Genomic DNA, 23781 nt, shown 5'->3' with positions numbered 1-23781 from the left:
ATGAATAAAAATAGAGATAAACGAGGGCAGGCAAGCTTATGAACAACAACTACCGTAAACCGCTGCAATTCACCCAGCTGGAATATTATGACGTGCGACAGGCCGTAGAAGATATTCAGCCAGGCGCATATGCCAAACTTCCTTATACTTCCAAAGTCCTGGCAGAGCAGTTGGTGCGTCGTTGTGAACCTGCCATTCTGGAACAGTCTTTACGCCAGCTGATTGAGCGTAAACAGGAACATGATTTCCCGTGGTATCCGGCACGTGTAGTATGTCATGACATCTTGGGACAAACGGCACTGGTTGATCTTGCCGGTTTACGTGATGCGATTGCAGAACAGGGCGGTGACCCGTCTAAAGTCAATCCGGTAGTTCCAACCCAGTTAATCGTCGACCATTCACTGGCGGTTGAGTTTGGTGGTTTTGATCCGGATGCCTTTGAGAAAAACCGTGCCATTGAAGACCGTCGTAACGAAGACCGTTTCCATTTTATTGAATGGACTAAAACCGCATTTGAAAATGTCGATGTGATTCCTGCCGGTAATGGCATCATGCACCAGATCAACTTGGAGAAAATGTCTCCGGTGATTCAGAACCGTGATGGTCTGGCATTCCCGGATACCTGTGTTGGTACAGATTCGCATACACCTCATACAGATGCATTGGGCGTGATCTCGATTGGTGTTGGCGGCTTGGAAGCCGAAAACGTGATGCTGGGCCGTGCATCGTGGATGCGTCTGCCAGATATTATCGGTGTGGAGCTGGTAGGTCAGCGCAAGCCAGGCATTACCGCAACGGATATCGTCTTGGCATTAACCGAATTCCTGCGTAAAGAGCGTGTGGTTGGTGCATATTTAGAATTTTTTGGTGAAGGTGCTGACAGCATGTCAGTCGGTGATCGTGCCACGATTTCCAACATGACCCCGGAATATGGCGCAACTGCTGCGATGTTCTATATCGACCAGAACACCATTGATTATCTGACTTTGACCGGTCGTGAGCCTGAGCAAGTCAAACTGGTCGAAACTTATGCCAAAGAGATCGGGCTTTGGGCATCGGATATGACCCAAGCAGAATATCCACGTGTATTGCGTTTCGATTTATCGACTGTGACACGTAATATTGCAGGGCCATCAAATCCACATGCACGTGTCTCGACATCTGACCTGAAAGAAAAAGGCATTGCCGGTAATTTAGAAGCAGCTCGCGCGCAAGAAGCAGAAGGCTTGATGCCAGATGGTGCGGTGATTATCGCGGCGATTACGTCTTGTACCAATACCTCCAACCCACGTAATACGGTGGCGGCAGGTTTGCTAGCACGTAAGGCCAATGAATTGCGCTTGGTGCGTAAACCTTGGGTGAAATCTTCTTTTGCACCGGGTTCTAAAGCGGCTGCTTTGTATTTGGAAGAAGCAGGCGTACTTAAAGATTTAGAAAAACTGGGCTTTGGTATCGTGGCCTATGCATGCACGACCTGTAACGGCATGTCGGGCGCATTAGATCCAAAGATTCAGCAGGAAATTATCGACCGTGATCTGTATGCAACAGCGGTGCTTTCGGGCAACCGTAACTTCGATGGGCGTATTCATCCATATGCGAAGCAGGCATTCTTGGCTTCACCGCCTTTAGTGGTGGCGTATGCAATTGCCGGTACGATTCGTTTTGACATCGAAAAAGATGCTTTAGGTACAGACAAAGACGGCAATCCGATTTATCTAAAAGATATCTGGCCATCGGATGAAGAAATTGATGCGCTGGTGAAAGTTGCTGTAAAACCAGAACAATTCAAAAAAATCTATATTCCGATGTTCGACTTGGGTGTGAATGAAAAAGCAACAAGTCCGTTGTATGACTGGCGTCCGCAAAGTACGTATATTCGCCGTCCGCCGTATTGGGAAGGGGCTTTGGCTGCACCGCGTACCTTGTCAAATATGCGTCCGCTGGCGATCTTGGGCGATAACATCACCACTGATCATTTATCACCATCGAATGCGATTGTGCTCGACAGTGCTTCAGGTGAATACCTGAAAAAAATGGGTGTGCCTGAGGAAGACTTTAACTCCTATGCAACGCATCGCGGTGATCACCTCACGACGCAACGTGCGACTTTTGCCAACCCGAAACTGTTCAATGAAATGGTCGTGCGTTCTGATGGCACGATCAAACAAGGTTCGAAAGCGCGTGTGGAGCCGGAAGGCGAAGTAATGCGGATGTGGGAAGCGATTGAAATCTACATGAACCGTAAACAGCCGTTGATTATTATTGCTGGTAAGGATTATGGTCAGGGTTCGAGTCGTGACTGGGCGGCGAAAGGTGTGCGTCTGGCAGGTGTAGAAGCAATTGTCGCTGAAGGTTTTGAGCGTATTCACCGTACCAATCTGGTCGGTATGGGGGTGTTGCCGCTTGAGTTTAAACCGGGTACAGATCGTAAGACTTTAGGTCTTGATGGTACTGAGCTGTACAGCGTGATTGGTAATATCGCGCCACGTTCGACGTTGACTTTGGTGGTTGAACGTTCAACCGATGATGGTAAGAACCAGATTATTGAAGTGCCTGTGACTTGCCGTCTGGATACTGAAGAAGAAGTGCATGTGTATGAAGCGGGTGGGGTATTGCAGCGCTTTGCACAGGATTTTTTGGAAGGGAATGTGGCTTAATCTTTTTTAAAATCACCCCTAGCCCCTCTTTGAAAAAGAGGGGAACTTCCTCCTTTTTTAAGGAGGGTTGGAGTGGATTAAAGTTGTTGATATTGTTTAAAAAAGACCCTACTGTGAAGTGGGGTTTTTTTATTAGGAAATTGATGATGCATCGTATAACAGAAATAAAAATTAGTAACTTTAAATCGTGTCGAGAAACTTTTTTAAAATTAGAATCTTTTACAGCTTTAGTTGGATATAACAACGCGGGGAAATCAAATTTATTAAAGTGTATTGATGCTCTAGTAAGGGGCAAAGCACAAGATGAAAATAGTTTTTATGATCCTAATAAACCAATAGAAATAATTGCTTTGTTAGAGGGAGTAAATGAAGAAAGTTTAGCGCATTTATCAGAGATACAATTTAAAAGCTTAGAACCGTATTTGGAAGAAGGAAAAATTAGAATTAGATTCTTTCAGGAAAAAGCAGGAACTGGTAAGAATGCTGTTGTTATGGGGGTACAGCCTCCAAGTTTAAACAATGATATATGGAATAATCCAAATGGATTACCTCAAGCTATAACAACCTTATTTCCTGAACCTACATTTATAAACTCAATGGAAGATTCAGCTGAAGATGTTTCTAAATATAAGGCAGGTAATACTATTGGAAAACTAATAGCAATTTTGCAAAAAGAAATAATTGCAACAAAAGTCGACGTAATTAATGATGCTTTAAAAGTGATTGGATCAAAGTTAAACGTAGATGGAGAAGAAAGATTAAAAGATTTTAAGGAATTTGATGATTCAATTAATGAAAAAATAGAAGATTTTTTCCCCGGATTAAAGCTGAATATTGATATTCCAACACCTGATATTGCAGATCTGTTTAAGCAGGGAAAAATTAAAGTTACGGAAGAGGGCAATCAGAAGAAAACTGATTTTACTGATATGGGGCATGGTGCTCAAAGAGCTATTCAAATGACTTTAATTAGGCATTTAGCAGAAATTACAAAAGATGTTTCTAAAGAGGGAAAAACGAATTTACTCCTTATTGATGAACCAGAATTATTCTTGCATCCGCAAGCTATTGAATTATTACGAGCATCTTTAAAAAGTCTTTCAAAGAAAGGTTATCAAGTCATATTTACAACACATTCACCATTTATGATCGAACAAGACGATATTCCATATACGAATATTGTGCGTAAAAATGCTGAAGGAACACGAGTTGAAGTCAGATTAAAAGAAGCTATTACTAAGATTTTAGACACTCATGATGCACAAGCGCGACTACTGTTTGAAACTTATAATTTAGGACAAATTTTATTTTCAGATACTGTACTTATTGCAGAAGGTGATACTGAAAAGCAAGTTTTACCGCCCTTAATTAAAAAAATTACAGGTAAAACATTAGGAGAGCTCAAGTTAGCTTTAGTAATAGCTAATGGTTCACAGAGTATTCCTGGAATGATAAATATTTTAAAAGAGATGAATATTCCTGCGAAAGCATTGGCTGATTTAGATTTTGCATTTTCAGCCCATAAGTTTAAGTTGATTGAAAAAGAACATAAATGTATAAAAACATGTCTAGATATTATTAATGAGATACAACCGACTCATGGTTTTAAACTTGAAGGAGGATATCCAACAAAAGGTGGCGGCTTTAAAGCTGCTGAAATTTATGAATTATTAGCACAGCAGCAAAAAGCAGATGAATTTATTACTGAATTAAGAGAACATTTCAAAGCACAGTCAATTTGGGTGTGGAAGTTAGGTGCAATTGAGCCCCATCTTTGCTTAGAAACTAAAAAAACTGGTGAATGGTATAAGTTTAAGCAAAATTTAAATGAAAAAAGTGTTGAAGAAGTAATAGCAGATCTAGTTCATATTCAAGATTTTACTACTTGGTGTTTACAAAAAATTTAATCATTATTCTTCATGAGTTGAAGTTTTGAGTAATAGAAAAATTGGTAACCAACACTTTATAAGGTTGTCAAATTTTTTATGAAAATATTGCTTCGCCCAATCGACACCATCATTTACAAAAATGGACAATAGACATTCATCACCAGAGGGTTATACTAGCTAGACCATTTCTAAAACCATGGAGAACAAAGATGGTTACTGCTGGCGAAAAACCCGGAACAGGCTTCTATTTTTGTGTTCAATGCGGACACCGCACCTACTTAGAAATTGGTACTGATCGTTTACCACCGTGTACCAAATGCCAAGGCAATCAATTTAACAATAAGAATGCCTAAGCAAAACAACTCAAACAGTTATCCTCTGTTTTGAACGAAAGCCCTATTACTCAATAGGGCTTTTTGCTATCTAAACTTCGCTATTTATGATTTAAATTTGTTTGAAAATTGATCAATAAAACCCCATCTAAAACCCTGGATTCATAGTGTTTAGGGCAGCTCAATTGCAACATTATCTTGATCTTAATCATGACTCAGGTGTTGCCAATTACGAGATTGGTAACGAGTTTATTCGGGTTCAATTTAAGAAAAACTCGAAAGTTTATACTTATAGCTATAGCAGTTCCGGTTATCAGCATGTCGAAAACATGAAACAGCTCGCTCAATATGGCGATGGTCTGAATGCCTATATCAATCATCATACCCGACAGCTCTTTGTACGATAAAATTGGTCTGCTTCTTGCTTCAGTGAAAGTTCTAGAAGGCAAATATTTTTCTAAAGGATAAATATCTGCCTAGAAATAGTGCAAGTGCATATATTAAAAAGAGGGCTATCACCTATGGATATTCAACAGCACGCACCAGAGTCAGGAAATTTAGATAAAAAAGCCCATTTCTATTCTGCATGGCCACTGATCCTGATTCTTTTTGGGGGCGCGATTGGCTCGGTTTACGCTGTGATCGCTTATTTGCTTAATTTGAAAATTTATAGTTCTGAGTTGACTAGAATTAATAAGGTACTGGCTAATCTTCTGTGCGGGATGTCCGCGATTAGTGCCTGGTGGTTTAGTGCGCAATGGATTCAGGGAACATTCTTTCAATAAAACAGCAATCCTGTCCTGAATATAAATTGCAATAAAGTCTCATTTTGGCGAATAAAAAAGCATAAAAAATTGGAAATGGAATTTATTTCTCTATATGTGGGTTAATAATGAAATAAATTTTCAGATTTAATGCAAATTAAAAAAACATAGGAAATTAATCCCGTCCATCTTTGCCTAATATAGCTTTCAAGGGTGTGATGGGATCGGAAAGAGTAGCATGCTGTGAGCGGCGCAAAACGCGAGTGCAGTACGAACCCAAAAGGTCTCGATCCGGCTTAGGACGCTATAGACCAAAAGTTTATAGGCTATAAGATCAGGTCTTACAAAGAATGATAGTTGAAGTAAACCATTGCGAGTTTTCCCAACACCCTAAAAAATTCTCCAGCAATATACGTAGAATTAAAAATTAAAATAAATATAAATCATAAATTTAAGAAAACTATTTATCCAAGCAGGATACAAATCCATCCTTCATTTATCAGCATGATCTGTTATTTTAAAAACATCAGTTGCCCCTTAGGGGAATCCTCATGAATCTCGATATCTGGTGCCGTTTTTTACTGTTTTGCACACTCATTAATTATGTCATTCTCATGATCTGGTTCATGGTCTTTATTTTTGCTCGAAACTGGATGAAGCAGGTGCATGGAAAATGGTTTCGGCTGTCAGATGCCAGTTTTGATGTGATTCATTATTCAGGAATGGCTGTGTATAAAATTGGCATTCTGCTGTTTAACCTGACGCCGTTAATTGCAATCTATCTGATGAATCAAAGCTAAGTGCGATGTTGTGATTGAATTTTCAAGTGATAAAAATAAGATTGGATTAATATCATTTTATCGCTACTTGATAGCATGACAGGATCAATAAGAACGAAAAAAGATTTCAAAGGAGTTGACACACATGAATCAAGTCAAACCGGCCCTGATTTTAGGCGCCTTGATCGGCTTGGGAATGATTATTGCAGGATGGATTCTGGGCAATAGCGCGCTGAAAATTAAACAATATGAACGTATAGTTTCGGTCAAAGGCTTGTCGGAACGCGAAGTCAAAGCCGATGTGGCGGTATGGCCAATCCGCTTTAATGCCGGCAGTCAGGATTTGGCCGAATTGTATGACACCATGCAAACCAATACCCAAGAAATTCAGACCTTCTTAAAAAATGAAGGATTTAGCACGGAAGAAATTACCAGTGCTTCACCAAGTATCACCGATAAATACGCGCAGCAATATGGCGGGGATGCCAATGTTGCATTGCGTTACACTGCTAGTCAGACCATTACAGTCTATACCCATAAAATAGATGCAGTACGCGCGGCACAAAGTCGCCTGGTGGCCTTGGGCAGAAAAGGCATTGCCTTTGCAGGGGATGATTCTGGGCAAAGAACGGAATATTTATTTACCAAGCTGAATGACATCAAGCCGGCGATGATTGAACAAGCCACCGAAAATGCCCGAAGTGTGGCAGAAAAATTTGCGGCAGATTCAAAAAGCAGTCTGGGCAAAATCAAGTCCGCCAATCAGGGGCTGTTTAGTATTGAAGATCGCGACAGCAATACACCGTATTTGAAGAAAGTACGCGTGGTCTCGACGGTCGATTATTATCTGGCAGATTAAGCTGAGCTGGTCAAGCACGGTAATTGACAGCCTAGAAGCCGCTTGTTATTTTGCGCGCATTATTATAGATGCTGTACCCTTAAAATGCCCATCAACAATGACTTTGTCTATTGTCCACCGCAAGAACCGTTGCATATCGTTTATGAAGATGATGATCTGGTGGTGATTGAAAAGCCGGCCGGATTATTGTCGGTTCCGGGGCGTTTACCTGAACATCACGACAGTGCCTATTTGCGGGTACTGGACCAGTATCCGCAGGCCAAAATTACCCATCGTCTGGATATGGCCACCTCCGGTATTTTGATGTTTGCCAAACACCGCGATGCAGAAGTGGCAGTGAGTAAAATGTTTCAGGCACGCACGGTACTTAAAAATTATGTCGCGCTGGTACAAGGCAAACTTGAGGGTGAGGGCAGCGTCGAAGTACCTTTGATTACCGACTGGGAAAACCGTCCGCGTCAGATGGTGCATTTTGAACTGGGCAAGGCCGCCAAAACCTTGTATCAGGCCTTAGAATATCTACCCCAGCAAGACATTAGTCGGGTGTTGTTGACCCCCATTACCGGCCGTTCCCATCAGCTACGAGTGCATATGCTGCATATCGGTCATCCCATTACTGGCGATAAAATTTATCATCCTGAACCCCAGCGCAGTCCTTTAAATCGTATGGCCTTGCATGCCAGTTATCTGGCCTTTACCCAGCCTTTGAATGGTGTCCCGGTCGAAATAAAGGCAGACATACCATTCTAATTTGATTCTGCTTAATAGTTAGATTCAACCGGACACATGCTTTTTAATCTCATAAATATGATCAGGATCAAGCTCTTAAACTGGGCAATCCGAATAAAAAAGTGTGAGAATTTATTTCGATAACAGCGTGGAAATGAGTGGCTTTATAAGCATGTTCAAATGAAATTTTCTACTGATCCATTGCCTGATCGGCTGTTACTGCAGAATATAAATTTTAATGTTCGGTTTATCTCTTGACGATGAGCCTAGAGATTTTTTATTCTTTTATCTCCCGCTATAGGCCTGATGCCTTTATTTTTATGATTTTTTAACCTTCCTTTCATTATTTTTAAACTTTCAAATTATATCCTTTGATATAAAAAATATCGTAAGTTGTTTCAGAATGGATTTGTCTTGAGCTGGAAAGTAGTCAGTCATATATGACTTGCACATAAAAATTTTGTAGAAAAATAAAATGAATGAATGACTTAGTATTGATCAACGGCTTTGATTATCTGGCCGAAGTGATGCAAAATTAATCATGACTTTATAATAAATTTTTAATTTGATGGTTTAGGGCGCTGCCCGGGGTTAAAGGAAAGAACGATGCTCAGTATGGCTCTCTTCGTTCTCGCGAGTATTTTAATATGTGCATTGCTATGGAGCTTAAAGGTACAGGCTTCATTACGCAGCAATATCCAGTTTTTACAGGAAAACCTGGATCATTCCCGCAGCAAATTGGCAGATTATGAAACTCAAGTCGATGAATTGAATTATGAAATCACCCAATTGCGGGTACAAAATGGCAGTTTAAACATTGCCCTGAATAAATATAAAAAATATCAGGATATCTGGGATATCGAGCAATATATTATTAACCGGACTTTGCAGGCTGAAAACTTTGTTGAAGCGACCAAGCTGGATGCTTCGATCATGATCGATGATCTCAAAGCCTATATCGCAAGAGTAAAAGATTATCTTGCCCAGTTTCAGGCGCAGGCCGTGGCCGAGGTTGAGCAGGAGGCCCGACAAAGTTTGCACGGTTATTATGAACAGGCTAAACAACAGCATCGCTTGCAAGAGGTATTGAGTGCTTTACAGCATAAAATACAGGCCCAGCGCTTCGGCTTGCAGCTTCCCGCAACACAGGTTTTAGAGCAGCTGATTGAGGGTTATAGCGAAACGGATGCGGTTCGGCATTTACGCAATGTCCGTGACAGAATTCAACAGGCCATAGAAACACAGCAGGTGGCGAGCTGTAATTATGTCGACGACAATCGCCGTCGAAGTACTATTGAAATCCTTAGTCTGGCTTTCAACTGTAAGGCAGATTTATATCTCTCTCAATTAAGCACAGAAAATTTGGGCGAGATATTGCAGGCCTTAAAGGATGATTATGTCTTGCTGAATTATACCGGGCAGACACTGAGTCAGGCGATGATTCAAGAATCCTATCTTGATCTGCGTTTAGAAGAACTCAAGTTTGCTGCGCTGGTTTTGCAATTGGAACAGGATCATCTGCATCCACACATCGCGTAGATCATGACATTCATAGGTCTAGAAGATTTTTACCAGAGTATTCTGAATGCCATAAGTTGGTTTAAATCCTGATATTTTTCAGGATTTTTGGCCTTGAGGAATCTTGACTATATTGACCCTCTTACTTATTTTTATATTTATAAAAATCATATGTTTATTTATGGTTAAAAGATAATATTTTTTGTCTGTATCTCGATAATTGTACAAAAATCAGCTAATCTTAAATGCAGAATAAAACAGCATCATAATAAGGATACTTCTATGTCACGTGATTACAATCAATTCCCGGACGATGAAAATGGCAATGTACTGTGGCAAATGCATCAGGATGGCGACGACTTGCAAGAGGCACATGAAATTGAATTTTCGATTGCCTTTGCGGATGAAGCGCAGGCGGATCGTTGTGCCTTGCATCTATTAAAAGAAGAGCAAAAAATCAGCCTGTTTCAGGACGAAGAAAGCGATACCCTGGAATGGATCATCACGATTTATGTGTATATGGAACCTGCTTACGAAGATATCGTGGATCTGGAACAATGGTTCAGCAAAATCGCGGCACAATTTCAGGGTGAATATGATGGTTGGGGTTGCATGGCCTATGTCTATGATGATGAGTTGGATGACGAAGAGGGCAGCCTGCGTAGTAGCTGAGCATGCTTGTATTTAAATGATTTAAAGTAAGAAACCCGGTGCTGCCGGGTTTTTTTATTGCTCTATTTAATCGTTATATGAAGATTTGAGCTTGAGTATAGATACATACTCATTATATATAGCCAGCTCAAAACTGGATAAAATAACTCAGATGAGTACTTAATTTAGGTTGATAATTTAGCCACAACAAATGCAGGGAATATCCTGCAATAAAAAAATAATAACAACAAAGGACAAGAAAAAATGAGTTACACCTTAAAAATGCATCGTGTGTTCAGCGCACCACCGGAGCGGGTGTATCGTGCCTTTGTGCATCCGGATGCACTGGCCAAATGGCTGGCACCACATGGCTTTATTGCCAAAGTAGAACATGCGGAAGTCAAACCCGGCGGCAGCTATAAAACCACCTTTACCAATTTTTCTACCGGAACCCAGCATCATTTTCATGGCATTTATCATGAGGTCATTCCCAATCAGCTGCTGCGCTATACCGATCAGTTTTCTACCCCCGACTTGCAGGGTGAAATAGAGGTGACGATCATCTTTGAAAAAGTGTCAATCGGTACCGGTTTGCATATTATTCAGGTAGGTTATCCGGATGTGGTGCCGCCGGCGGTGTGTCATTTGAGCTGGCAGGAATCACTGCAACTCCTGTCTTTACTGGTTAATCCGCAGATTTCAGACAATTAATTCCTTCGATCTCCTGTGTTGGTTGCATCATCATGTCCTATCCATGAGTGCTCCAGACAAAGATGCTATACTGTGCGCTTATTTGTTTCATTTATTTTATTTTTCTCTTTTTTTCGAGGTTCTTATGGGTCTGCCAAACTGTCCGAAATGTCAATCTGAATATACCTATGCAGATGGCGATCTACTGATCTGTCCAGAATGCGCACACGAGTGGAAAGAAGGTGAAATCACTGAAGAGCAAGTGATCATTAAGGATGCCAATGGCAATGTGCTGGCGGACGGTGATAGCGTAACGGTGATTAAAGACCTGAAAATCAAAGGTTCATCTTCAGTGGTGAAAGTGGGCACCAAGGTAAAAAGTATCCGCTTGCTGCCTGATGCTGCAGATGGGCATGATATCGATTGTAAAATCGAGGGAATCGGCCCGATGAAACTGAAATCAGAATATGTAAAGAAAGCTTAAATTTAGCCCTAGACTAAAATTCTGACGAGAGAATAATACGGTTGATGTATCGTATTATTCTCATTATTACTGAAATTCTGGGCTGATTATTTTCCTGCCGCTCTGATCCTCACGTTTTCGATTTGAGACCACTTTAATACCGCACCTGCATCTGGAATATTCTGACAATCTGCAACATATCGAGATCAAACCTTTATTGGTCGCGATCCATCAGGCACTTTTTAACACCGGCCATGTCACTGATCCCAATGATTTAAAAAGTCGTGCGATTATGCAGCAGGATTATGTGATTGGACTGAATGCTGTTACAGATCAGGCCTATGTGCATGCCAAAGTTTCACTGTTGAGTGGGCGCAGTGTCGAAGTTCGTCAGGCGATTTCCGAATTGGTGCTCGACGTGATGCAGCAATATATTGCGCCACAACCTGAATTAAAAATACAGCTTCGTGTCGAAATCATTGAAATGCCAAAGCAGACTTATCGTAAAGCTGTTATCTGAATGATGGCTTTTATTTGCTGAGATGACATGGATCAAATGCCTTAAATTTTATCAATGCCGTACGAAATTTATAAACAGATCGACTTGGTCTGTAACAGCCCGCTATCTTATTCAGATCTAAAATTATTTCTATTTTTAAATGACGCTTTATGTCATTTACAGGCATGCAATAAAAGTTCTAAAGTAACTTTTAATCGCTGCTGATTTTTGAATCATCCAATCTAGAAACAGCATATTCATCCTGATTGAAATAAAAATAATTTAAAAAATAATCTTCAGGTGGGCTGTATCCAATCCGGCAGTGGGAAGAGCAAAGCGAGAATAACGCTTTAGCATAGGCAAAATAATAAGAACAAAAGATCAGAAATCGGGTGAGTTAATTGAATCCCAGATTTCAGGTCTGACTTGTCCGGTTGAAGGAAATTTTATGCAGGTTTTTGGGGATGAAAAATTGGCTCAGGAAGTCATGGCATTTCTTCAGGAGTGGGATAATGCCGTAGCCAGACTTGAAATTCAGGATATTGTTCAATTATGCCGACCCGATATCCGTCTGGTCGATGTCAGTATGGAAGTGAAAGGTGTAGAAGCCTATCAGGCACTCTGGCAGCAATATCGGGCATTTATACCGGAAGGCATACGCATCGAACGCCAAGACCTTAATATTCATGTCACTTCTGATCTGGCTGTAGTCGATGGTTATGTACGGGTGAGTTATGCGGTGATTGAACCGATTTTCCAGCTGGGCTGGTGTCGGGTCAGCATGTGCCTGAGCAAGCAGCAGGGCAAATGGCAATTGCTGCATCAACATACTTCAGTCCCTGTGCAACTCGAAACCCGGAAAATGCGCCGGATCAAAAGCGTGAGTTAATCTATTTACCTGAAAAGATTTAAGTGAAATATCTTTGCAAATGATTACAGGAATACCTTTGTAACAAAAATATAGAAAGTCCTAAATTATGTTGAAGGAATAATATTTTAGGACTTTTCAGGTGGATAACAACAAGAACAGTCAAGTAAAACCACGACAGGCCAACCTGCAACAACAGACTGAAGTATTGATGCCGGATCAGTCCGAGCGGCAGCGCACCCAACATGCACTCAGAATGATGGCAGGCTTTGTAATTGCTGCTGTAGTCATGACGGCATTGTATTTTGGCCGTGATATTTTTATTCCGCTGGCTTTGGCCATTCTGCTGGCATTTTTACTTTCTCCCCTAGTTTCTCGCTTAAAGCGCTGGGGCTGTCCCCAATGGGCGGCGATTGGCCTGGTCATGTGCCTGACCTTGTCATTTCTGGGCGGCACTGCAACTTATCTGGGGGTGCAGCTTGGTAAGCTGAGTCAGGAACTGCCGCAATATCAGGACACCATCCAGCAAAAACTGAAAATGCTCGAAAATTATCGTCAGGGACCGAGTATGTGGGACGGTGCGATCCAGACCTTTGACACGGTAGAAAATTCGATAGACACCCAAGAACAGGAAACAGAAGACCCGAATGTGCAGAATGTCAAAGTCGTGGGCCTAGAGCCAACGAGTGAAGAGGCTGCGCTGGACTGGTTGAATAAAATCCTGAATCCGTTGGCGATTATCGGGATTGTGTTCCTGTTTATGGTATTGATTTTATTCAATGGTAAAGACCTGCATGACCGCTTTCTGAAACTCTTGGGTGGTAATCTGAATATCGGCACCGATGCGCTGGATGATGCCGGCAAAAGTATCGGAACCTATTTGCGCATGCAGCTGCTGGTCAATGTCACTTATGGTATTCCCATGGCGATTGGGCTGTTATTGATTGGCGTGCCAGCAGCGATCATGTGGGGGCTGGTCGCGGTGGTTATGCGTTTTGTACCCTATGTTGGCCCGATCGTTTCAGCTATTTTCCCGATTACACTGGCTTTCGCCGTTGATCCGGGCTGGGACATGGTGCTCTGGACTGTGGCCTTGATACTGGTGCTGGAACTCATCAGCAATAACGTGATTGAACCTTGGCTGTATGGGGAAAGTACCGGTCTGTCTACTTTGGCAATTATTCTGGCTGCTACGTTCTGGACCACCCTCTGGGGACCGGTAGGGCTGATCTTGTCGACGCCTTTGACTGCCTGCCTGCTGGTTTTGTCCAATTATGTACCGGCACTGGGTTTTGTCAAAACCTTACTTGGCAGTACGCCAGTATTGTCACCCTCCGAACGCTTTTACCAACGACTGGTGGCTGATGAAGTCAATGATGCAATGCAGGTAGCCAATGATTACATCTGTGCGCAATTACCGAAAAAGCCCAGTGTAGATGAGGTGGCCCGTCGGGTACAAATGTTCTATGGCGAAGTGGCCATTCCAGCCATTCGGATTTATTCTCAAGGACATGATACCGATGTCACTGCCGAACACCGGTTGCGTCTTTATCAGGGCTTGCAGTTCTTTAATCATGCGTTTCAAAAAGCCTATCCGAGTAAGATGAGTGCCGAGCAGCCCGAAGTTTATTGTGTTGGTGCGCGTTGGGAAATCGACACCCAGATTTCTGCCATGTTGGCGCATGCCCTAAATCTCAAAAATATTGCTGCCCGAAATGATCTGGATGTGCTGATTCAATCGAGTGAATCAGGAAAGGGTATTGTATTACCAGCTTCGATCAAGATTTTATGTGTGTCTATTTTTCATCATGCGCCTGCGGCACAGATTCGGTTGCTGAAATATAGACTGGCGCAGCAATATCCTGAGCTGAAAATCATTTTTGCGACTTGGAGTGTGATGCAGCTGGAGCTTCTGGATGAACTGCAACAACGTTTTGAGCTGCAGGCACTGGTCAATAATGTCGATGATCTGATTCTGACTATCGAAACTTATACCTTGAATGAAGGCGAAAGCTGGTTTGAGAATCTGGAGATCAAGAATGAAAAAGAACGGCAGCAGGCTTTAAATGAATTGGGGTTATTGGATCATCGTCATCAGACCCTTTATAAACAGTATATTGAAGAAGCCCGTCAAGCCTTTGACGTTGATTACGCACAAATTTCCTGGCTGAATCAGCATGAAATGTATATTCCAATCAGTCCTTTTACTCAGGAGCCTGTTGCAACCCGACAAATGTGCAAGGATTCAGTCTGCACCCATTTGCTCTATCAGAATGAGCCTTTGGTGATAGAAGACTTGCAGCGTGACCCGCGCTTTCCACATCTGTCAGAATTAAGACAGCATCATATCCGTTTCTATGCTGGTGTGCCTTTAAAAGATAAAAATGGAATTGCGCTTGGGAGTCTATGTCTGCTGGATAAACAACCGAGACAGATGCAGGCCGAAGATATGATTCTGCTTAAGGCTTTGGCGCAGGATTTAATGGCGACCCTGAGCAATGAGCGCAAGAAAAAAGATAAACAGAAGCAGATTGAGCAGATGCAGCCTGCTACCTCGGCAAGCGTTTTAAATAAGGACTAAATGATGAAACAAAAATGGATCTACAGCATCAAAATCATGAGTATCACATTTGGTCTAGCCAGTATCAGTTCATGGAGTCTGGCTGCTATTCAGGGACTGCATTTTTTACATAAAGACTGGGAAATTTCCTGTGATAATACCGGCACCTGCCGCGCTGCCGGTTATCAATCGGATCAAGATATTGATCAGCCGGTTTCGGTGCTACTAGAGCGTGCTGCGGGTGCAAACAGTAGTATCAAAGCCCAAGTCCAGATTTTACCCTTAGCTGCTGCCACACCTACACGACAGCTTCAGCTACAAATTGCCAGCACACCTTATGGTGTGATTGGTCTGAATCGGGAGGGAATAGGGCAACTCAGTACTGATCAAACGCGAGCCTTGCTAAAAGCTATACAGGGAACAGCTCCGGTTGTATTTAAGAATACGCAATCACGCTGGAACCTGTCGACTTCCGGTGCCAGTGCCGTTTTACTCAAGATGGATGAATTTCAGCGTCGACTTTCTACGCCCTCAGCCTTGATCAGGCCGGGGAAAAAATCCAATCAGGCGGTGCTCAAAGCTGCAGCGATACCGAAAATTCAGATACCAAAATATCAGTCAGGCAAAGCCACTCAAGCAAAACTGAATACGGCAACAAGTCAGCAGATGATTCGAAAACTGCAAGCCACCACCAAGGAAGATCAATGTGATTTGCTGTTTAGCCAGCGTTTTCTGGATGATGATGTTATGACCATTTATCCCATTAATGCCCAGAATCAACTGATTCAGATTCCATGCTGGCGTGGGGCTTATAATATGGGTAGTGGCTTCTGGCTGATGGATCGAAACAAGCAATTTAAACAGTTGGTGACGACCTCGGGAGAAACATTTAACCAAGGCCAGATATTTTCCGGGCATAAAGTGCGTGGTTTGGGCGATTGTCTGAGTCAGAACGAATGGGCCTGGAATGGCAAGAAATTTGTCAAAAGCTTCAGTGGTCTGACCGTACAATGCAAAGGCTTCGCCGGTGGTGCTTGGAATTTACCGACCTATGTAAGCAAAATCATTTATCAGGCCAAATAGTATTGTTTAAAAAATAGCAGTGATAAAAAAGCCTGAATGACTCAGGCTTTTTTAGTTTTGATTTTAAGAAGTGTGATCTTAAAAACGCTTTGGAATTCTCTGGCCATTTGGAACAGGAATTTCAGCATTTTTTAATACCCCAAATAACCAGGTTTCAGCATGCTGTACCGCAGTTTTCAACTGATCACCCATGGCCAAACGTCCGGCAATGAAACTGGCCAGTGAACAGCCTGAACCATGATATTCACCTGGCAGACGTGGACAGCGAGTTTCGTTGACCAGCTCACCTGCGATATATAGGCTGTTCTGAATGTAATCTGGCGTATCTTCATGGCCACCTTTGACCAAAACTGCCTGTGCACCCATTTCAAATAATTTTTGAGTGGCCAGTTTGAGGTCTTGCTCACCCGTCAGGGCGCGTAGTTCAACCGTGTTCGGCGTTAAGATAGTGGCTAATGGAATCAACTGGGTAAATGCTTTGACCAGCGTTTCCTGATTACCCAGCGAGCCGCCACTATTGGCGACCAAAACCGGATCCAGCACATACAGATAATCTGGATGTACAGTCAGAAACTCGGCCAGAGCCACGATATTGTCTGTGGTGCCTAACATGCCAGATTTTACGCAACGAATGGGCAGGTCATTGACCACCGCATTGGCCTGTGCCAATAGCAATTCTCTGGAAGTGGCTTCGAAACCAAAAACCTGCTGTGAATTTTGAATAGTGAGGGCTGTGCAGGCAATTGCCGCATGTGCACCACTTTGACCAATAGCTTCAATATCTGCTTGAAGGCCGGCTCCACCTGAAGGGTCTAAACCGGAAAAGCAAAGTACGGTAGGGCGCAAAATGATGTCCTTCATTCACTAAAATTGCATTAGTATAGGCAAATTTGAATGAACTCTCGATATTAATTTATATCGGTGCTGATGAGAGGGGATAGGCGGTGATTAAGAATATTTTAATTGATCTGGATGGGACATTAACCGATCCGAAAGTGGGGATTACGACGTCTGCACGCTATGGTCTGGAAAAAATTGGTCATCCGATTAGTGACGAGATCAATATCGACTGGATTATTGGTCCTCCTTTAAAAGCCTCACTTGCCAAAATTTTAAATGTTGAAGCCGATCATGTGCTGGCTGAGCAGGCCTTAATGGGTTATCGGGAGCGCTTTGCAGTGAAGGGTCTTTATGAAAATCATGTTTTTGAGGGTGTGGCAGAAACGCTGGCAGAACTGAAACGCCGTGGTTATCGCTTGTTTCTCGCCACAGCAAAACCGACAGTGTATGCCAAACAGATTCTGGAACATTTTGATCTGGCCCAGTATTTTACTGACATTCATGGTAGTGAGCTGAATGGTGACCGCACCAATAAAGCCGAGCTGATTCAGTATATTTTAGCGCAGCAACAGTTACAGGCCGATCAATGCATGATGGTCGGTGACCGTGAGCATGACATTTTTGGCGCCCGTCACAATGGTATTGAGACTATAGCGGTAAGTTATGGTTATGGCAGTCAGGAAGAGTTAGAAGTGGCACAACCTAAATATAAAATTGACCGCTTTAATCAGTTATTAGATTATTTTAAATAAACCCTAATTTTTGCTTATTTTATTTGAGCTGATTTTTAGAGAGGCGATGTCTATAAGCTGGTTCATCTATAGAGATCAATTCTCTTATTAGATGGTTATCTCAATAAAAATCCCGCAGCGTGCGGGATTTTTGCTCTTGGATGAACATTTAAAGCGTCAAAAACCAGGTCGATGCCAGCACCACCATAATGATGATCACCAGTAAAATGTTGATGATCGTCATTCGATGTTGGGGGGGAACTCTGGCTTTGGTCAGAGCATTTCCTGCATGGTCAAACAGGATGACATTTTGCACGCTACTTTCATAACCGAGTTCGAGTAATGCGCGTTTTTCAACTTCGGTTAAGCCGTCTTCAGGCAGATCCATAATTTGCAGCAGTGCTATAGAGCTAAATAGTTTCTTCATCATTGACGATGGTAACAGCCGTTTCAGCGTCACCGCGGCTGCATCAAAGTCGGCAATAATACTCCGCGGATGGGCATAGGGCACATCGGGTAGCAGGGTATGCGTAATCGTGCCATCTATATTCATCAGCTGCATTTTATCTTCATAGATTTGCACCCATACAGCATCTGGAAATTTCACTAATTGATCTTGCAGCATGGAGAAAGTCTGATTTTGCTGATATTTAGTCATTAAATAATCGATAAACAAATCCCGTATCAAGACGGGATTTGTAAGGTTCAGTTATTTGGCAGGAGCACCATATTCATTGTTTTGTTGCTTGGTTTCAGTTGCCCACCACCAGATCAGTACCAGTATACCAATCACGGTAAGCGCCAGTAATTGCCACCAACCAGAGCGCCCTACATCATGCAAGCGACGCGCGCCAACGGCCAGACTTGGGACTAGAAGTGCCAGATTAAGCAGGCTATTCACCAGCGGTTTAGTGCCTAAAACTGTATCTATGACCTCAGCAATAATGCCTAAAATTACACAAAACAGCATAAAGAACCAAAATTCTTTACGGCGTGCACGGCCGGAAAAGTTTGCATAGTTGGTCAGACATTTTACAAACCAGTCAATGCTGCTGTAGTTTTCCTCGGCCTGATCCAGATTGGAATATTTGCCGAGCTGACTGGAAATTTTTTCTCCCAGATAAATAGAATTGCCTAAGGCCAGATAAACTTCAGAGGCTTCACCCGCGACATTGACGATAAAATCGACCCGATCGCCGCGTGAAGGTGGACGCTCACTACGCCAGGCTGCGCCATTAAAGCTATAGCGCTGATTATCATCCCCTGAGATAAAACCGGTATTGTGTTGAATAGAAAAATCAAGGATTGAACCTTTCATGCTTGTTCTCGTCTATTAAGCTAGATTATTGTTTTAAAGCGACGCAATTTCTTATCAGAATAACTTTAGCATAATCTAATTTTTAAAAATTCATAGTGGAATGGCGGAAATTTTCTCATGTTTTTAAAAGCCTTATCGCAATAGTGGTTCAGTATTCAATCAACAAAAAATGTGGCGTTGCATGATTCGAAATGAAGAAAATTAAATAGTAATGGAGCTGATTTATCTCTGAATCTTTTATAAGAAATTAAAGCTAAATCTATCTGATGAATATCAAATTTTTCTTTGGAACTATGGTTTGATTTTGTTAAATTTAATATGATGATAAACAAATACTTATAATCTTTAAATTTACAAAAAGTATATAATAATACTAATAAATATAACATTTTATTCATACTTTTTATCTATTAGTAACGATTTTTTAAAATCAACAGGCGTATAATAAAAAGCTTCATATTGTGATGAAGGTATCACATTCAATGTATCTATCCCCATTATCGAAGGCCGTTTACCTTTGCTGTGCCTCTTTCATCTTAACCACGACCACTGTGCATGCTGAAGCTGCTTTCAGTTCGGAAAGCCCGTGGATGCTCGGTGACTGGAACGGGCAACGTACAGCACTCCAAAATCAGGGCTATGATTTCAGTTTTGGTTATACCGGTGAAATGGCAACCTTGATCGATGCGCAAAGATCTTCAAACCATAAAACTGAATATGCGGACCAGTTTGTTTTTGGGGCACATCTGGATCTGGCAAAAATTGCAGGCTGGCAAGACACCGAAGCACAAATAACAGTGACCCAGCGTAACGGTCAGTCACTGTCTCAAAGCGCTGCTGCTTTAAATGGCCATCTGAGTTCAGTGCAAGAAGTCTGGGGCCGTGGTCAAACCTGGCGCCTGACTGATTTATGGATCAAGAAAAAATTCCTGGAACAAAAACTGGATGTGAAAGTCGGACGCTTTGGTGAGGGTGAAGACTTCAATAGTTTTGACTGTGATTTCCAGAATCTGGCCCTATGCGGTTCACAAGTCGGGAACTGGGTTGGCGATCAGTGGTACAACTGGCCGGTAAGCCAATGGGCTGCACGAGTCAAATACAACATTAACCCTGAATTTTATGCCCAGGTCGGTGTTTATGAACACAACCCTGAGAATCTGGAACGTGGTAAGGGGTTTAACCTGAGTACGGATGGTTCCAAAGGGGCAATGCTTCCTGCAGAAGTGGTCTGGACGCCTAAACTGGGCACACAAAAATTGCCAGGTGAATACCGCGCCGGTTATTACTACAGCACGGCGGAAGCTGAAGTCATTTCCAATCCAGATCAAACCGATCATCACCATGGTGGCTGGATCGTTGCCAAGCAACAATTAACTGCACATGACGGAGATGCTTCGCGTGGTTTGACCGGCTTTGTGAATGCGACAGTGCATGACTCCAAAACCAATAATGTCAGTGATATGCAAAATATCGGGCTGGTTTATAAGGGTGCAATGGATTCACGCCCTCAAGATGAAATCGCATTTGGTATTGCACGCATCAACATGAATGACGATGTCAGTGCTGACCGTCATCAAGAAATCGATGCAGAAATTTATTATGGCTTGCATGCCACCAACTGGCTCACCATTCGCCCCAATGTGCAATATGTGCGTCACGTCGGTGCGGACAAAGACGGTGAAAATGTCTGGGTGGGCGGAATCAAGTTTAATACGTCATTTTAAAACATAGTTTTTAGTTGCAAATACACTATTGAATCTCTAAGTCCTTTGTTGCAGTAATGGGCAATGCCTGCTTAAGACACTGATGTATTTATAACTAAGAATTTAACAATAAGGGTGCTCATGCCTGTCATGTGCATGGACTTTCAAAAAAACTTTTATAGGTGTTCAATATGAATACTTCATCATCAGGTTCAGTACTGAAAACAATTTTAGCGGTCATTGCCGCTGTTTTCGGTATAGGACTGCTGATTGGAGGGATTTATCTTGCAGTGCTGGGTGGGTCTTGGTACTACATCATTGCAGGTATTCTCTTTATTGCGACCGCAGTTCTCTTATATCAACGAAAAAGCGCTGCACTTCTGGTTTATGCCGTATTCGTTTTGGCAACAGTGGTGTGGGGCCTATGGGAAGTCGGTTCAGATTTCTTTGCACTTGCGCCGCGTTTGGATATTTTAGGTCTATTCGGTTTAGCGCTGCTGATTCCGGCGGTAACACGTGGCTTTGATCAAAGCAAAGGTGCGAAAATTGCCTTGGGTGCTTCATTGGCCATTACTATTGCCGTCATGATTTATGCTGTATTTAATGACCCGCAAGAAATTCGCGGTGAATTAAAATCCCAGCAGCCTGCAGCCCACCAGCCAATTCCCGGTGTGGCAGATGAAGATTGGCCGGCTTATGGCCGTACCCAGTCCGGTTTGCGTTATTCACCCTTAAAGCAGATTAATACTGAAAACGTCAAAGATTTGCAGGTGGCTTGGGAATATCACACGGGCGAATTCAAGACTGAAAATGACTCGGGTGAAACCACCAATCAGGTTACCCCAATCAAGGTGGGTGACAACATGTACATCTGTACCACTCACCAGAAATTGACTGCGCTTGATCCGGCAACTGGTAAGGCGAAATGGACCTATGATCCAAAGCTGAAAGCCGATCATACCTATCAGCATTTAACCTGCCGTGGCGTATCTTATTATGATGTCAACAATACGGTTGGTTTTGAAAGCAGTCTCGCTGCGAAGAAAACCACATCGGCTGAATGTCCACAAAAAGTGATTTTACCGGTCAATGATGGGCGTTTAGTGGCGGTTAATGCGACCACCGGTAAAGTCTGCTCTGACTTTGGTAAAAATGGCGAAGTTGATCTGCAAAAAGATATGCCATTCCCATATCCAGGCGGTTATATTCCAACCTCACCGCCTGTAGTAACCGGCACTACGATCATTATTGCGGGTTCAACTACAGATAACTATTCAACTGAAGAACCATCGGGTGTGATCCGTGGTTATGATGTCAATACCGGTGAACTGCTTTGGGTATTTGACACAGGCGCTGAAGATCCGAATTTGATTCCTGCACCGGGTCAAAAATTTGTACATAACTCTCCAAATGCTTGGGCACCTTTGGCCTATGATGCAGAGCTGGATATCGTCTACGTACCAACGGGTGTCGGTACCCCGGATATTTACGGTGGTCACCGGACTGAACTGGACGAGCGTTATGCCAACTCGATGCTGGCCTTGAATGCAACGACCGGTAAGCTGGTATGGAACTTCCAGACTACCCATCATGATTTGTGGGATATGGACGTACCTTCACAGCCGACATTGACCGAGATTAAAGACAAAAGTGGCAATATGGTTCCAGCCATTTATGTCTTGACCAAAACTGGGAATGCTTTTGTGCTGGATCGTCGTAATGGTAAAGCGATTGTGCCGATTACCGAGAAACCGGTACCACAATCTGTGAAACGTGGACCCCAAACCAAAGGTGAGTTCTATTCTAAAACTCAACCGTTCTCTGATTTTAATCTGGCGCCACAAGATAAATTGACCGATAAACAGATGTGGGGTGCGACCATGTTTGACCAGTTGGTCTGCCGTGTTGCATTCCATAAACTGAATTACGATGGCATTTATACACCACCTTCTGAAAATGGGACACTGGTCTTCCCGGGCAATTTGGGTGTGTTTGAATGGGGTGGTATGTCGGTGAATCCGGACCGTCAAATTGCATTAACCAACCCGATTGGCCTGCCATTTGTATCAAAACTGATTCCTCAAGATCCGAACCGTCCTAAGACGGCTAAAGGTGCAGGTACAGAAGCAGGTGTTCAACCGATGTATGGTGTGCCTTATGGCGTTGAAATCAGTGCGTTCCTGTCTCCATTTGGACTGCCGTGTAAACAGCCATCTTGGGGCTTTGTCGCAGGGGTGGATCTAAATACTCATGAAGTGGCCTGGAAACGCCGCATCGGTACCATTCGTGACAGTATGCCTGGCATTCCATTGCCACCATTCAAAATGGGTGTGCCGATGCTGGGTGGGCCTATTTCAACTGCGGGTAATGTAATGTTTGTGGGTGGAACTCAAGATAACTATATCCGTGCCATCAACGTGAACAACGGTGATGAGTTGTGGAAAGGTCGTCTACCTGCAGGTGGTCAGGCTACGCCAATGACCTATGAGGCCAATGGCAAGCAGTATGTGGTCATTATGGCGGGTGGTCATGGTTCTTTTGGTACCAAAATGGGCGACTCTCTGGTGGCTTATGCCTTGCCAGACAATAAATAGTTGAACTTTTAAATCAGTATGAAGGAGCCTGATTCGTCAGGCTTTTTTATTATGTATTGTTGAATGCCTACATCGAGTTTTAAGGACACAGAGAAATGATGTTGATTTGTTTCTGAAAGCTCAATTTCATTCAGATCGCATTAAAATAATATGCTTTGTATATGGCTGATTTTAAGCGCAATTCAGATAAAGGATTAATCAAGTCTGAATTTATCGAACACAGAATTTTTAAGCTCAAAATATTTCTATTCATT

22 protein-coding genes are annotated in these 23781 nt (G+C 42.6%); 19 read left to right on the top strand and 3 right to left on the bottom strand.

Going from position 1 to position 23781, the window contains the following annotated elements:
• Window positions 1–38: 38 nt before the first annotated feature.
• From acnD to G4D73_RS06160, 16 genes are all read left to right on the top strand, one after another.
• Window positions 39–2657: a Fe/S-dependent 2-methylisocitrate dehydratase AcnD gene (gene acnD, locus G4D73_RS06235; protein ID WP_213687608.1), complete on the top strand. Its 2619-nt coding sequence runs from the start codon at window positions 39–41 to the stop codon at window positions 2655–2657.
• A 143-nt stretch (window positions 2658–2800) separates the two neighbouring features.
• Window positions 2801–4564, top strand: a complete 1764-nt coding sequence (locus tag G4D73_RS06230) for an ATP-dependent nuclease (RefSeq protein ID WP_005104130.1) — start codon at window positions 2801–2803, stop codon at window positions 4562–4564.
• A gap of 191 nt (window positions 4565–4755) precedes the next feature.
• On the top strand, window positions 4756–4899 hold the full coding sequence (locus tag G4D73_RS06225) for a zinc ribbon-containing protein (RefSeq protein ID WP_004645925.1): 144 nt from the start codon (window positions 4756–4758) through the stop codon (window positions 4897–4899).
• Window positions 4900–5063: 164 nt separating this feature from the next.
• A complete protein-coding gene (locus G4D73_RS06220; protein ID WP_180039000.1) occupies window positions 5064–5285 on the top strand; it encodes a hypothetical protein in 222 nt (73 codons plus the stop codon).
• A gap of 114 nt (window positions 5286–5399) precedes the next feature.
• Window positions 5400–5663, top strand: a complete 264-nt coding sequence (locus G4D73_RS06215; RefSeq protein WP_114541035.1) for a hypothetical protein — start codon at window positions 5400–5402, stop codon at window positions 5661–5663.
• Window positions 5664–6193: 530 nt separating this feature from the next.
• Window positions 6194–6442, top strand: a complete 249-nt coding sequence (locus G4D73_RS06210; protein WP_153566457.1) for a DUF6868 family protein — start codon at window positions 6194–6196, stop codon at window positions 6440–6442.
• A gap of 124 nt (window positions 6443–6566) precedes the next feature.
• Window positions 6567–7280, top strand: coding sequence for an SIMPL domain-containing protein (locus G4D73_RS06205; RefSeq protein ID WP_213687607.1), 714 nt, complete (start codon window positions 6567–6569; stop codon window positions 7278–7280).
• Between the two features lie 84 nt (window positions 7281–7364).
• A complete protein-coding gene (locus G4D73_RS06200; protein WP_213687606.1) occupies window positions 7365–8030 on the top strand; it encodes a pseudouridine synthase in 666 nt (221 codons plus the stop codon).
• Window positions 8031–8615: 585 nt separating this feature from the next.
• A complete protein-coding gene (locus tag G4D73_RS06195; RefSeq protein WP_213687605.1) occupies window positions 8616–9548 on the top strand; it encodes a DUF4041 domain-containing protein in 933 nt (310 codons plus the stop codon).
• A 261-nt stretch (window positions 9549–9809) separates the two neighbouring features.
• Window positions 9810–10199, top strand: coding sequence for a ribonuclease E inhibitor RraB (locus tag G4D73_RS06190; RefSeq protein ID WP_004732107.1), 390 nt, complete (start codon window positions 9810–9812; stop codon window positions 10197–10199).
• Between the two features lie 243 nt (window positions 10200–10442).
• On the top strand, window positions 10443–10889 hold the full coding sequence (locus G4D73_RS06185) for an SRPBCC domain-containing protein (RefSeq protein ID WP_004732106.1): 447 nt from the start codon (window positions 10443–10445) through the stop codon (window positions 10887–10889).
• Between the two features lie 124 nt (window positions 10890–11013).
• A complete protein-coding gene (locus G4D73_RS06180) occupies window positions 11014–11352 on the top strand; it encodes a zinc ribbon domain-containing protein YjdM (protein ID WP_064097130.1) in 339 nt (112 codons plus the stop codon).
• A gap of 136 nt (window positions 11353–11488) precedes the next feature.
• A complete protein-coding gene (locus G4D73_RS06175; RefSeq protein ID WP_213687730.1) occupies window positions 11489–11851 on the top strand; it encodes a 5-carboxymethyl-2-hydroxymuconate Delta-isomerase in 363 nt (120 codons plus the stop codon).
• A gap of 427 nt (window positions 11852–12278) precedes the next feature.
• The gene (locus tag G4D73_RS06170; RefSeq protein ID WP_005252710.1) at window positions 12279–12719 is read left to right on the top strand and encodes a YybH family protein; all 441 of its coding nucleotides are present in this window, start codon (window positions 12279–12281) and stop codon (window positions 12717–12719) included.
• 121 nt (window positions 12720–12840) lie between these two features.
• Window positions 12841–15279 carry an AI-2E family transporter gene (locus G4D73_RS06165; RefSeq protein ID WP_213687604.1) on the top strand — a complete coding sequence of 813 codons (2439 nt, stop codon included), beginning with the start codon at window positions 12841–12843 and terminating at the stop codon, window positions 15277–15279.
• Between the two features lie 3 nt (window positions 15280–15282).
• Window positions 15283–16341, top strand: a complete 1059-nt coding sequence (locus G4D73_RS06160; protein ID WP_180180510.1) for a DUF1176 domain-containing protein — start codon at window positions 15283–15285, stop codon at window positions 16339–16341.
• Window positions 16342–16419: 78 nt separating this feature from the next.
• On the opposite strand, the gene G4D73_RS06155 is transcribed toward G4D73_RS06160, so the two are convergent.
• Window positions 16420–17187: a hydroxymethylpyrimidine/phosphomethylpyrimidine kinase gene (locus tag G4D73_RS06155; RefSeq protein ID WP_004281743.1), complete on the bottom strand. Its 768-nt coding sequence runs from the start codon at window positions 17185–17187 to the stop codon at window positions 16420–16422.
• Between the two features lie 98 nt (window positions 17188–17285).
• Here G4D73_RS06155 and G4D73_RS06150 point away from each other — a divergent pair, with 98 nt between their 5' ends.
• Window positions 17286–17933, top strand: a complete 648-nt coding sequence (locus G4D73_RS06150) for an HAD-IA family hydrolase (protein ID WP_005106170.1) — start codon at window positions 17286–17288, stop codon at window positions 17931–17933.
• A gap of 148 nt (window positions 17934–18081) precedes the next feature.
• On the opposite strand, the gene G4D73_RS06145 is transcribed toward G4D73_RS06150, so the two are convergent.
• The gene (locus G4D73_RS06145; protein ID WP_213687729.1) at window positions 18082–18597 is read right to left on the bottom strand and encodes a hypothetical protein; all 516 of its coding nucleotides are present in this window, start codon (window positions 18595–18597) and stop codon (window positions 18082–18084) included.
• Between the two features lie 24 nt (window positions 18598–18621).
• On the bottom strand, window positions 18622–19230 hold the full coding sequence (locus G4D73_RS06140) for a DUF805 domain-containing protein (protein WP_213687603.1): 609 nt from the start codon (window positions 19228–19230) through the stop codon (window positions 18622–18624).
• 482 nt (window positions 19231–19712) lie between these two features.
• On the opposite strand from G4D73_RS06140, the gene G4D73_RS06135 reads away from it, so the two are divergent.
• Window positions 19713–20954: a carbohydrate porin gene (locus G4D73_RS06135; RefSeq protein ID WP_213687602.1), complete on the top strand. Its 1242-nt coding sequence runs from the start codon at window positions 19713–19715 to the stop codon at window positions 20952–20954.
• 170 nt (window positions 20955–21124) lie between these two features.
• Entirely contained in the window at window positions 21125–23527 is a 2403-nt protein-coding gene (locus G4D73_RS06130) for a glucose/quinate/shikimate family membrane-bound PQQ-dependent dehydrogenase (protein ID WP_213687601.1), read from the top strand.
• The last annotated feature ends 254 nt before the right edge of the window (window positions 23528–23781 follow it).

Origin of the sequence: Acinetobacter sp. WY4 (genome assembly GCF_018438165.1) — a bacterium.
Classification (GTDB): Bacteria; Pseudomonadota; Gammaproteobacteria; order Pseudomonadales; family Moraxellaceae; genus Acinetobacter.
The sequence above is the reverse complement of the archived record's forward strand: the minus strand, read 5'-3'. Positions and strand labels throughout refer to the sequence as shown.